Genomic DNA, 11,523 nt, shown 5'->3' on the forward strand with positions numbered 1-11,523 from the left:
CCGCCCCAATTCCCTTGCCCCGAGTTCTTTATTGACGCCGTAACGGACAATACGGGCACAGGTGATCAAGCCTGTGATCACGGTCTTTCATCGTTACGTCCGAATTGCCCTCGGCCTAACATCGGTTGGGACCGTTGGCCAAGCCCCCTTGTTGTGCGCCTCTTGTGGATGTGGTGGAGGTCACGGAACGGTTACCGCGACGGCCGCGTCTCGCGCAGGCGGTAGCGCCGCTTCCGTTCGTGGACGCGTGCGCGTCCACATCTCGCCCCGCCCTCCCTCTGATGTGTGAACGCGATCCAATATCAGGACATCGCATCCATTACCAATTTGCATGCAAGGGAAGCTTCTTGATATTGAGACGACCCTCTCAGCCTGCGACGACGGGTGTAAATGTCACTTCTTGTGATCACTTCGATGCTTCCCGTATGAAGATCACCGCCGATATGACTTCATGATCCTTCGTCAGGTGGTGGAGATCACAAAGCTTGTGTAATACCCCGTGTCGCAGATCACAGATCGGCGGGCATAAGATGCGAGGCAGTTGGGCTTGTGACCTGCTTCACATGTTCGCGATCTTCGTCGGGACGGGCGGGGTTCGTGGGGCCGGTGAGGCTGATGTGAGTCCGATGCCATCGCCAGCAGTCAGTGCCGACTGAGAGGAGCGAGGAGCGGTGAACGCGTATGCGCCCATCCTCGTACTGGGAGCCCTCGGGGCAGGCTTTGCGATCTTCTCCGTGGTCATGGCCACGCTGATCGGGCCGAAGCGGTACAACCGCGCCAAGCTCGAGGCCTACGAGTGCGGTATCGAGCCGACCCCCACGCCGGCCGGCGGCGGGCGCTTCCCCATCAAGTACTACCTGACGGCGATGCTCTTCATCGTCTTCGACATCGAGATCGTCTTCCTCTACCCCTGGGCCGTCACCTTCGACGCCCTGGGTGTTTTCGGGCTCGTGGAGATGCTGCTCTTCGTGCTCACCGTCTTCGTCGCATACGCGTACGTATGGCGGCGCGGCGGCCTGGAATGGGACTGAGGGGCCTTTAGTCATGGGACTCGAAGAAAAGCTGCCGAGTGGTTTCCTGCTGACCACCGTCGAGCAGGCCGCCGGCTGGGTACGGAAGTCGTCCGTCTTCCCCGCCACATTCGGCCTCGCCTGCTGTGCCATCGAGATGATGACCACCGGCGCCGGCCGCTACGACCTGGCACGCTTCGGCATGGAGGTCTTCCGGGGCTCGCCCCGCCAGGCGGACCTGATGATCGTCGCCGGCCGGGTCAGCCAGAAGATGGCCCCGGTGCTCCGGCAGGTCTACGACCAGATGCCCGACCCCAAGTGGGTCATCTCCATGGGTGTGTGCGCGTCCTCCGGCGGCATGTTCAACAACTACGGGGTCGTCCAGGGCGTCGACCACATCGTCCCCGTGGACATCTATCTCCCGGGCTGCCCGCCGCGCCCCGAGATGCTGGTGGACGCGATCCTCAAGCTCCACCACAAGATCCAGAACTCCAAGTTGGGCGTGAACGCCGAGGAAGCGGCCCGCGAGGCGGAGGAAGCGGCGCTCAAGGCCCTGCCCACGATCGAGATGAAGGGGCTGCTGCGGTGAGCGACGCGAACGGGGTGAACCCCGAGAAGGATCTCTCCTCCTCCAACCTCCCAGGTCAGCGAGGCCAGGGCGGTGAGGAGGTCCGCGTCCAGCGCGGCATGTTCGGCGCGAACAACGGCGGCGACACCTCCGGCTACGGCGGCCTGGTCCGCTCGGTCCGCCTCCCGGGAGCGGCGAGCCGGCCCTACGGCGGCTGGTTCGACGAGGTCGCCGACGAACTCGAAGGCGCACTGGAGGAGCAAGGCCTGCTCCCCGAGAACGCGATCGAGAGGACGGTCGTCGACCGCGACGAGCTCACCTTCCACATCGGCCGCGAGCACCTGCCCCGCGTCGCCCGCACCCTGCGCGACGACCCGGCCCTGCGCTTCGAGCTGTGCACCGGAGTCAGCGCCGTGCACTACCCCAATGACAAGGGGCGCGAGCTGCACGCCGTCTACCACCTGCGCTCGATCACCCACAACCGGCTGATCCGCCTGGAGGTCAGCGCCCCGGACGCCGACCCGCACATCCCGTCCCTGGTCTCCGTGTATCCGACCAACGACTGGCACGAACGCGAGACCTACGACTTCTTCGGGATCGTCTTCGACGGCCACCCGGCCCTGACGCGGATCATGATGCCGGACGACTGGCAGGGCCATCCGCAGCGCAAGGACTACCCCCTCGGCGGCATCCCCGTCGAGTACAAGGGTGCCCAGATCCCGGCCCCGGACCAGCGGAGGTCGTACTCATGAGCAGACAGTCAGCAGCGGCCGCCGCCGCTTCGGCCCGCGAGACCACCGAAGGCACCGTGTACACGGTCACCGGTGGCGACTGGGACGAGATCGTCCAGGCCGCGACCCGCGCCGACGACGAGCGCATCGTCGTCAACATGGGGCCCCAGCACCCCTCCACCCACGGGGTGCTCCGCCTCATCCTGGAGATCGAGGGCGAGACGGTCGCCGAGGCCCGCTGCGGCATCGGCTACCTCCACACCGGCATCGAGAAGAGCCTCGAATACCGCACGTGGACACAGGGCACCACGTTCGTGACGCGCATGGACTACCTGACGTCCTTCTTCAACGAGACCGCCTACTGTCTCGCCGTCGAGAAGCTCCTCGGCGTCGAGGACCAGATCACCGAGCGAGCCAAGATCATCCGGGTTCTCCTGATGGAGCTGAACCGGATCTCCTCCCACCTGGTGTGCATCGCCACCGGCGGCATGGAACTCGGCGCCACCACGATCATGATCTACGGATTCCGTGATCGTGAACTGATTCTCGACATCTACGAGCTCATCACGGGCCTGCGGATGAACCACGCGTACATCCGCCCCGGCGGACTCGCCCAGGACCTGCCGCCCGGCGCGGTGGACCAGATCCGCGCGTTCGTGAAGAAGATGCAGAAGAACCTCCCCGAGTACGACAAGCTCGCCACCGGGAACCCCATCTTCAAGGCCCGTATGCAGGACGTCGGCTATCTCGACCTGGCCGGCTGCATGGCCCTCGGCGCCACCGGCCCGATCCTGCGCGCCGCCGGCCTCCCGCACGACCTGCGCAAGACGCAGCCGTACTGCGACTACGAGACGTACGACTTCGACGTCCCGACCGCCGAATCCTGCGACGCCTACGGCCGCTTCCTGATCCGGCTGGAGGAGATGCGCCAGTCGCTCAGGATCGTCGAACAGTGCCTGGACCGGCTCCAGCCCGGCCCGGTCATGGTCGCCGACCGGAAGATCGCCTGGCCCGCACAGCTCGCCCTGGGACCCGACGGTCTCGGCAACTCCCTCGACCACATCAAGAAGATCATGGGCACCTCCATGGAGGCCCTGATCCACCACTTCAAGCTGGTCACCGAGGGCTTCCGGGTACCGCCGGGACAGACGTACACGGCCGTCGAGTCGCCCAAGGGCGAGCTCGGGGTGCACGCCGTCTCCGACGGAGGCACCCGCCCCTACCGGGTCCACTTCCGCGACCCGTCCTTCACCAACCTTCAGGCCATGGCGGCGATGTGCGAGGGCGGCCAGATCGCCGACGTCATCGTCGCCGTCGCCTCCATCGACCCCGTGATGGGAGGCGTCGACCGGTGACCACCTCTTCTTCCGAGCAGGGCGTGAGCCTGGGCATGCCCGAACTGCCCGCGCCCGGCTACCCGGACGACATCCGAGCCCGGCTGGACGCGGACGCGCGCGAGATCATCGCCCGCTACCCCGACTCCCGGTCCGCGCTCCTGCCGTTGCTGCACCTCGTGCAGGCGGAGGAGGGCCACGTCACGCGCACCGGGATGCGGTTCTGCGCGGACGTGCTCGACCTGACCACGGCCGAGGTCACCGCGGTCGCCACCTTCTACACCATGTACCGGCGCCGCCCCGGCGGGGACTACCAGGTGGGCGTCTGCACCAACACGCTGTGCGCGGTGATGGGCGGCGACGCGATCTTCGAGGAGCTCCAGAAGTACCTGGGTGTCGGCAACGGTGGGACCACCGACGACGGAAAGATCACTCTGGAGCACATCGAGTGCAACGCGGCCTGCGACTTCGCGCCGGTCGTGATGGTCAACTGGGAGTTCTTCGACAACCAGACCGTGCAGAGCGCCAAGCGCATGGTGGACGACCTGCGGATCGGACGCACGGTCTCGCCCACGCGCGGTGCGCCGCTGTGCACCTTCAAGGAGACCGCCCGGATCCTGGCGGGCTTCCCCGACGAGCGGGACGGGGCCGTCGAGGCGAGCGGCAGCGCCGGACCGGCGTCGCTGGCGGGTCTTCGCCTGGCAAGGGGAGAGACCGCACCCGCGCGCGTGGTCCACCCGCGGGACGGCGGGCCGCACGACGAACCGCAGGACCGGGCGGTGCACGAGCCGTCGCCCACCGAGCACCTGAGTTCGCACGACGCGCCGCAGGACACGTCGGCCTCCGACCCGGCCCACCCGGCAGGGCCTACCGCCGAGGAGGGGGAGTGATGACCTTGGCACCCGAACTGAAAGGCAGCAGCCCCGAGAAGCTGCTCGCACCCGTGCTGTCGGCCTTCTGGGACGAGGACAGGTCCTGGAGCCTGGACGTCTACCGAAGGCACGAAGGATACGAGGGCCTCCGCAAGGCGCTCGCCATGTCGCCGGACGACCTCATCGCGTACGTAAAGGACTCCGGTCTGCGAGGGCGGGGCGGCGCGGGATTCCCGACGGGAATGAAATGGCAGTTCATTCCCCAGGGGGATGGAAAGCCGCACTATCTAGTTGTCAACGCCGACGAATCGGAGCCCGGGACCTGTAAGGACATCCCGCTCCTCTTCGCGAACCCGCATAGCCTCATCGAGGGCATGGTGATCGCTTGCTATGCCATCAGGTCGTCTCATGCCTTCATCTATCTGCGTGGTGAAGTCGTCCCTGTGCTGCGGCGGTTGCACGAGGCCGTGCGCGAGGCCTACGCGGCGGGCTACCTCGGCGAGAACATCCTGGGCAGCGGACTCGACCTCGAACTCACCGTGCACGCCGGCGCCGGCGCGTACATCTGCGGTGAGGAGACCGCGCTGCTCGACTCGCTCGAAGGCCGCCGTGGTCAACCGCGGCTTCGTCCCCCCTTTCCTGCGGTCGCGGGCCTCTATGCGTGCCCGACTGTGGTGAATAACGTCGAGTCGATCGCTTCAGTTCCCGCGATCCTGAAAAACGGAAAAGAATGGTTCAGGTCGATGGGCAGCGAGAAGTCCCCGGGCTTCACGCTCTACTCGCTCAGCGGCCATGTCGCCGCCCCCGGCCAGTACGAGGCCCCGCTCGGCATCACCCTGCGCCAACTCCTCGAGATGAGCGGCGGCATGCGACCCGGGCACCGGCTCAAGTTCTGGACGCCGGGCGGCTCCTCGACGCCGATGTTCACCGACGAGCACCTCGACGTCCCTCTTGACTACGAAGGAGTGGGCGCCGCGGGTTCCATGCTGGGTACCAAAGCTCTCCAGTGCTTCGACGAAACGACCTGCGTCGTGCGGGCCGTCACCCGCTGGACCGAGTTCTACGCCCACGAGTCCTGCGGCAAGTGCACCCCGTGCCGCGAAGGCACGTACTGGCTCGTGCAGTTGCTGCGCGACATCGAGGCCGGCAAGGGCGCGCTCACCGATCTCGACAAACTCAACGACATCGCCGACAACATCAACGGCAAGTCCTTCTGCGCCCTCGGCGACGGCGCCGCCTCGCCGATCTTCTCCTCGCTCAAGTACTTCCGCGCGGAGTACGAGGAGCACATCACGGGCCGCGGCTGCCCCTTCGACCCGGCCCGGTCGACCGTCTGGGCGGACAAGCACACGGAGGTGAACGCATGACGGTGACCACCAGCGCTCCCTCCGGGGGCGGGGCGGCGGTCCCGCCGGAAGATCTCGTGACGCTGACGATCGACGGCGCCGAGATCAGCGTGCCCAAGGGCACCCTGGTCATCCGGGCCGCCGAACAGCTCGGCATCGAGATCCCGCGCTTTTGCGACCACCCTCTCCTCGACCCGGCCGGCGCCTGCCGCCAGTGCATCGTCGAGGTCGAGGGCCAGCGCAAACCCATGGCGTCCTGCACGATCACGTGTACGGACGGGATGGTGGTGAAGACCCAACTCACCTCGCCCGTCGCCGAGAAGGCGCAGCACGGCGTGATGGAGCTGCTCCTCATCAACCACCCGCTGGACTGCCCGGTCTGCGACAAGGGCGGCGAGTGCCCGCTGCAGAACCAGGCCATGTCGCACGGCCAGGCGGAATCCCGCTTCGAGGGCCGCAAGCGGACGTACGAGAAGCCCGTCCCGATCTCCACGCAGGTGCTGCTCGACCGCGAACGGTGTGTGCTGTGCGCGCGCTGCACCCGGTTCTCGAACCAGATCGCGGGCGACCCGATGATCGAACTGGTCGAGCGGGGCGCGCTGCAGCAGGTCGGCACCGGTGACGGCGACCCCTTCGAGTCGTACTTCTCCGGCAACACCATCCAGATCTGCCCCGTCGGCGCGCTGACCTCGGCGGCGTACCGATTCCGCTCCCGGCCCTTCGACCTCGTCTCCTCGCGCTCCGTGTGCGAGCACTGCGCAGGCGGCTGCGCCACCCGCACCGACCACCGGCGCGGCAAGGTCATGCGGCGCCTGGCCGCCGACGACCCCGAGGTCAACGAGGAGTGGATCTGCGACAAGGGGCGGTTCGCGTTCCGGTACGCGCAGCAGCGGGACCGGTTCGACACGCCTCTGGTGCGCAACGCCGAGGGCGACCTCGTACCGGCCTCCTGGCCGGAGGCGTTGCAGATCGCGGCTCAGGGGCTGCTGGCGTCGCGCGGCCGGACCGGTGTCCTGACCGGCGGTCGGCTCACCATCGAGGACGCCTACGCGTACAGCAAGTTCGCGCGCGTGGCGCTCGACACCAACGACATCGACTTCCGCGCGCGCGTGCACAGCGGCGAGGAGGCCGACTTCCTGGCCGCCCGCGTCGCCGGCCGCGGCCGCGACCTCGACGGTACGGGCGTCACGTACACCTTCCTGGAGAAGGCGCCCGCCGTTCTGCTGGTCGGGTTCGAGTCGGAGGAGGAGGCGCCCGGCGTCTTCCTGCGGCTGCGCAAGGCCTGGCGGGGGCACGGGCAGCGGGTGTTCTCGCTGGCCACGCACGCCACCCGGGGGCTGGGGAAGGCGGGCGGCACGCTGCTGCCGGCCGCTCCGGGCACCGAGACGGAGTGGCTGGACGCGCTGGCTGGCGACGTCGGCCTGGAGGGCGCGGGCGCGCGGGCCGCGGAGGCGCTGCGGGCCGAGGGCGCGGTGATCGTCGTCGGGGAGCGGCTGGCCGGTGTGGCCGGTGGTCTGACCGCCGCCGTGCGGGCCGCCTCGGCGACCGGCGCCCGGCTGGCGTGGATTCCGCGCCGGGCGGGGGAGCGGGGCGCGATCGAGGCGGGTGCGCTGCCGTCGCTGCTGCCAGGTGGCCGGCCGGCCACCGATCCACGCGCGCGTGCGGAGGTCGCCGCGGTCTGGGGCCTGGCCGAACTCCCGCACCGCCACGGCCGGGACACCGGTCAGATGGTCGAGGCCGCCGCGTCCGGCGAACTTCAGGCGCTGCTCGTCGCGGGCGTCGAGGTCGCGGACCTGCCCGACCCGGCACGCGCGCGTGAGGCGCTCTCCGAGGCCGGTTTCGTGGTGTCGCTGGAGCTGCGGCCCGGCGAGGTCGCCGAGCGCGCCGACGTCGTCCTCCCGGTGGCCGCGGTCGTCGAGAAGGCGGGCGCCTTCCTCAACTGGGAGGGCCGGGTCCGTTCCTTCGAGGCGGCGCTGAAGCCCGACCAGATGACCCGCCGCCCGGCGCCCTCGGACGCGCGCGTGCTGCAGATGCTGGCCGACGCCATGGACGTCCACCTCGGCCTGCCGGACCTGCGCACCGCGCGCGCGGAGCTCGACCGGCTCGGCGCCTGGGACGGCTCCCGGGCCACCGACCCCCTGGAGAGCGCGGCGCAGTTGCCGCGCCCCGCCGCCGGGGAGGCCGTCCTCGCCGGGCACCGTCTGCTGCTCGACCAGGGTGTCCTCCAGCAGGGTGACGAGGCGCTCGCCGGGACCCGGCACGCCGCACGCGCGCGTGTGTCGCCCGCCACGGCCGCCGAGGCGGGCGTCAAGGACGGCGACGTGCTCGCCGTGACCGGACCTGCCGGGGTGGTCGAACTGCCGCTGCAGATCACCGAGATGCCCGACCGCGTGGTGTGGCTCCCGCTGAACTCCACCGGCCGGGGCGTCGCCTCCGACGCCGGGGCCACGCCCGGCTCCCTCGTCCGTATCGGCCCGGCGACGCACACCGCCGACGCCCCCAAGGAGGTGGAGGCATGAGCCCGTACCTGGCCGCTGAAGACCTCTCGATGTTCGGCCGCGACCCCTGGTGGCTGGTCGTCGTCAAGGCCGTCTTCTGCTTCGCCTTCCTGATGGTGACCGTGCTGTTCTCCATCGTCTGGGAGCGCAAGGTCGTCGCCTGGATGCAGTTGCGCATCGGCCCCAACCGGCACGGCCCCTGGGGCATGCTCCAGTCGCTCGCCGACGGCGTGAAGCTCATGCTGAAGGAGGACATCATCGTCAAACGCGCGGACAAGGTGGTGTACGTCCTCGCGCCGATCATCGCGGCCATCCCGGCCTTCATGGCGATCGCGGTGATCCCCTTCGGCCCGGCCGACAACGAAGTCTCGATCTTCGGCCAGCGCACCACGATGCAGTTGACCGACCTGCCGATCGCGATGCTCTACATCCTCGCGGTCGCCTCCGTGGGCATCTACGGCATCGTCCTGGCGGGCTGGAGCTCCGGCTCCACGTACCCGCTGCTGGGCGGCCTGCGGTCCTGCGCGCAGATGATCTCGTACGAGATCGCGATGGGCGCCGCGTTCGCGTCGGTGTTCCTCTACTCGGGGTCGATGTCGACGTCGACGATCGTCGAGCAGCAGCAAGGCCGCTGGTACATCCTGCTGCTGCCGGTGTCGTTCATCCTCTACATCGTCACCATGGTCGGCGAGACCAACCGCGCCCCCTTCGACATGCCGGAGTCCGAGGGCGACCTGGTCGGCGGCTTCAACACCGAGTACTCGTCGATCAAGTTCGCGCTGTTCATGCTCGCCGAGTACGTGAACATGGTGACGGTCTCCGCCGTGTCGACCACGCTCTTCCTCGGCGGCTGGCGGGCCCCCTGGCCGATCAGCAGCTTCTGGGAGGGCGCGAACCACGGCTGGTGGCCGATGCTCTGGTTCGTCGTCAAGGTGCAACTGCTGCTGTTCTTCTTCATCTGGCTGCGCGGCACGCTGCCCCGCGTCCGCTACGACCAGTTGATGAAGCTCGGCTGGAAGGTCCTGATCCCGGTCTCGGTGACGTGGCTGATGCTCGTCGCGACCGTACGGACGCTGCGCAACGAGCACTACGACTTCGCCGACATCTTCCTGTACGTCGCCGGCGGGGTCCTGGCCGTGCTGTTGCTCTCCTTCGTCGTGGACATGTTCCGCCACGGAGGGAAGGAGGCGCAGGAGCCCGCCGAACCCGCCGCCGGGTTCGACCCGATGGCGGGCGGATTCCCCGTGCCGCCGCTGCCCGGACAGGAGCTGCCGCCGGTGCCTCGGCGCAGTCCGCGCCGGGAGCGGGAGCTCATTGTCAGTGGTGGGGTGGACACTGTGAGTGACGGATCGCAGGATGGAAAGGAGGCGTCCGATGGCTGAGGAGCCGAAGGAGACCGGGCAGTCGAAGCCCGGCTTCCAGAACCCCGTCGCCGGCTTCGGCGTGACCTTCAAGGCCATGTTCAAGAAGCGGCTGACCGAGCAGTACCCGGAGCAGGAGAAGACCACGGCTCCCCGGTTCCACGGACGGCACCAGCTCAACCGCCATCCGGACGGCCTGGAGAAGTGCGTCGGCTGCGAGCTGTGCGCCTGGGCCTGCCCCGCCGACGCCATCTACGTGGAGGGCGCGGACAACACCGAGGAGGAGCGCTACTCGCCAGGCGAGCGGTACGGGCGCGTCTACCAGATCAACTACGCCCGCTGCATCCTGTGCGGCCTGTGCATCGAGGCGTGCCCCACGCGCGCGTTGACGATGACCAACGAGTTCGAGCTCGCCGACTCCAGCCGCGCCAACCTGATCTACACCAAGGAGCAACTGCTCGCCGGCCTCGAGGACGGCATGGTGGACTCCCCCCACGCCCTCTACCCGGGGACGGACGAACAGGACTACTACCGGGGTCTGGTGACGGAGGCCGCGCCGGGCACGGAGCAGCAGGCGGCCGTCTCCAAGGGCGAACCGCGGCCGTCGGCGAGCCCTTCGGGCACGGCCCGCGACGAGGGGGTGGAGGCATGAGCGCGCAGCTCGCCGCCTACTCAACCTCCACCGGCGAGGCCTTCCAGTTCTGGGTGCTCGGCACCGTCGCGGTGATCGGCGCCCTGTGCACCGTCTTCATGAGGCGGGCCGTGCACAGCGCGCTCTGCCTCGCCGGGACCATGATCATCCTGGCGGTGTTCTACCTCGCCAACGGCGCGTACTTCCTGGGCATCGTGCAGATCGTCGTCTACACCGGCGCGATCATGATGCTGTTCCTGTTCGTGGTGATGCTCGTGGGCGTCACCACGGCGGACTCCCTGAAGGAGACCATCAAGGGGCAGCGCTGGCTGGCCCTCGTCAGCGGTCTCGGCTTCGGCGTCCTGCTGATCGCCGGCATCGGCAACGCCTCCCTGACGGAGTTCGACGGCCTCGCCGAGGCGAACGCGAACGGCAACGTGGAGGGCCTCGCGGCCCTCATCTTCACCAAATACGTCTTCGCCTTCGAGATCACCGGCGCCCTGCTCATCACGGCCGCCGTCGGCGCCATGGTGCTCACCCACCGCGAGCGCACCGAGCGCGCCAAGACCCAGCGCGAGCTGTCCGAGCAGCGCGTCCGCGAGGGCACGCACGTACCGCCGCTGCCCGCCCCCGGCGTGTACGCGCGGCACAACGCCGTCGACGTCCAGGGCCTGCTGCCCGACGGCACCCCGTCGGAGCTCACGGTCAGCAGGACGCTGCGCGAGCGCGGTCAGATCCGGGACGTGTCCACCGAGGCGCTGAGCGACCTCAAGGCCCTGGAACAGCGCGCCGAGGAGCGCCTGGAGCGGTCCGCGGTCGAGCCGCCGCACCTGAAGTGGAACGCCCAGCGGACCGAGGAGGCGTCGAAGTGAACCCCGTCAACTACCTCTACCTCGCGGCCCTGTTGTTCACGATCGGCGCGACGGGCGTGCTGATCAGGCGCAACGCGATCGTCGTGTTCATGTGCATCGAACTCATGCTCAACGCCTGCAACCTCGCGTTCGTCACCTTCTCCCGGATGCACGGCAATCTCGACGGCCAGATCATCGCCTTCTTCACGATGGTCGTCGCCGCCGCGGAGGTCGTGGTGGGACTCGCGATCATCGTGTCGCTGTTCCGCTCCCGCCACTCGGCCTCGGTCGACGACGCCAGCCTGATGAAGCTGTAAGGGG

At 68.6% G+C, this 11,523-nt stretch carries 11 protein-coding genes; all 11 read left to right on the forward strand.

Annotated elements, in window-relative coordinates; all coding sequences use genetic code 11:
* The first annotated feature begins 671 nt into the window (after window positions 1-671).
* Genes BMZ82_RS31915 through nuoK form a run of 11 tightly spaced genes read left to right on the forward strand, consistent with a single transcriptional unit; the run spans window position 672 to window position 11,519 of the window.
* The gene (locus BMZ82_RS31915) at window positions 672-1,031 is read left to right on the forward strand and encodes an NADH-quinone oxidoreductase subunit A (protein WP_007383963.1); all 360 of its coding nucleotides are present in this window, start codon (window positions 672-674) and stop codon (window positions 1,029-1,031) included.
* Window positions 1,032-1,044: 13 nt separating this feature from the next.
* Window positions 1,045-1,599 (forward strand): NuoB/complex I 20 kDa subunit family protein, encoded by a 555-nt coding sequence (locus BMZ82_RS31920; RefSeq protein ID WP_093780886.1) that lies wholly within the window; start codon window positions 1,045-1,047, stop codon window positions 1,597-1,599.
* Window positions 1,596-2,330: an NADH-quinone oxidoreductase subunit C gene (locus BMZ82_RS31925; protein ID WP_093780887.1), complete on the forward strand. Its 735-nt coding sequence runs from the start codon at window positions 1,596-1,598 to the stop codon at window positions 2,328-2,330. Before BMZ82_RS31920 ends, BMZ82_RS31925 begins: the two co-directional genes overlap by 4 nt.
* On the forward strand, window positions 2,327-3,664 hold the full coding sequence (locus BMZ82_RS31930; protein ID WP_093780888.1) for an NADH-quinone oxidoreductase subunit D: 1,338 nt from the start codon (window positions 2,327-2,329) through the stop codon (window positions 3,662-3,664). The genes BMZ82_RS31925 and BMZ82_RS31930 overlap by 4 nt, the downstream gene beginning before the upstream one ends.
* Complete coding sequence (nuoE, locus tag BMZ82_RS31935) at window positions 3,661-4,533, forward strand: NADH-quinone oxidoreductase subunit NuoE (RefSeq protein WP_093780889.1); 873 nt, start codon at window positions 3,661-3,663, stop codon at window positions 4,531-4,533. Before BMZ82_RS31930 ends, nuoE begins: the two co-directional genes overlap by 4 nt.
* Window positions 4,533-5,882, forward strand: coding sequence for an NADH-quinone oxidoreductase subunit NuoF (gene nuoF, locus BMZ82_RS31940; protein WP_093780890.1), 1,350 nt, complete (start codon window positions 4,533-4,535; stop codon window positions 5,880-5,882). The genes nuoE and nuoF overlap by 1 nt, the downstream gene beginning before the upstream one ends.
* Complete coding sequence (locus BMZ82_RS31945; RefSeq protein ID WP_093780891.1) at window positions 5,879-8,380, forward strand: NADH-quinone oxidoreductase subunit G; 2,502 nt, start codon at window positions 5,879-5,881, stop codon at window positions 8,378-8,380. The genes nuoF and BMZ82_RS31945 overlap by 4 nt, the downstream gene beginning before the upstream one ends.
* A complete protein-coding gene (nuoH, locus tag BMZ82_RS31950; RefSeq protein ID WP_093780892.1) occupies window positions 8,377-9,741 on the forward strand; it encodes an NADH-quinone oxidoreductase subunit NuoH in 1,365 nt (454 codons plus the stop codon). Before BMZ82_RS31945 ends, nuoH begins: the two co-directional genes overlap by 4 nt.
* Window positions 9,734-10,372, forward strand: coding sequence for an NADH-quinone oxidoreductase subunit NuoI (gene nuoI, locus BMZ82_RS31955; protein WP_093780893.1), 639 nt, complete (start codon window positions 9,734-9,736; stop codon window positions 10,370-10,372). The genes nuoH and nuoI overlap by 8 nt, the downstream gene beginning before the upstream one ends.
* Window positions 10,369-11,223, forward strand: a complete 855-nt coding sequence (locus BMZ82_RS31960) for an NADH-quinone oxidoreductase subunit J (RefSeq protein ID WP_093780894.1) — start codon at window positions 10,369-10,371, stop codon at window positions 11,221-11,223. Before nuoI ends, BMZ82_RS31960 begins: the two co-directional genes overlap by 4 nt.
* Entirely contained in the window at window positions 11,220-11,519 is a 300-nt protein-coding gene (gene nuoK, locus BMZ82_RS31965) for an NADH-quinone oxidoreductase subunit NuoK (protein WP_020130147.1), read from the forward strand. The genes BMZ82_RS31960 and nuoK overlap by 4 nt, the downstream gene beginning before the upstream one ends.
* Window positions 11,520-11,523: the final 4 nt, after the last annotated feature.

The organism is Streptomyces sp. yr375 (assembly GCF_900110755.1).
Taxonomy (GTDB): domain Bacteria; phylum Actinomycetota; class Actinomycetes; order Streptomycetales; family Streptomycetaceae; genus Streptomyces.

Bases quoted from the DNA above. Each gene is read 5' to 3' on its own strand.
- nuoF (WP_093780890.1), top strand. From the start codon at position 4,533: ATGACCTTGGCACCCGAACTGAAAGGCAGCAGCCCCGAGAAGCTGCTC.
- BMZ82_RS31930 (WP_093780888.1), top strand. From the start codon at position 2,327: ATGAGCAGACAGTCAGCAGCGGCCGCCGCCGCTTCGGCCCGCGAGACC.
- nuoI (WP_093780893.1), top strand. From the start codon at position 9,734: ATGGCTGAGGAGCCGAAGGAGACCGGGCAGTCGAAGCCCGGCTTCCAG.
- BMZ82_RS31960 (WP_093780894.1), top strand. From the start codon at position 10,369: ATGAGCGCGCAGCTCGCCGCCTACTCAACCTCCACCGGCGAGGCCTTC.
- BMZ82_RS31945 (WP_093780891.1), top strand. From the start codon at position 5,879: ATGACGGTGACCACCAGCGCTCCCTCCGGGGGCGGGGCGGCGGTCCCG.
- BMZ82_RS31920 (WP_093780886.1), top strand. From the start codon at position 1,045: ATGGGACTCGAAGAAAAGCTGCCGAGTGGTTTCCTGCTGACCACCGTC.
- nuoH (WP_093780892.1), top strand. From the start codon at position 8,377: ATGAGCCCGTACCTGGCCGCTGAAGACCTCTCGATGTTCGGCCGCGAC.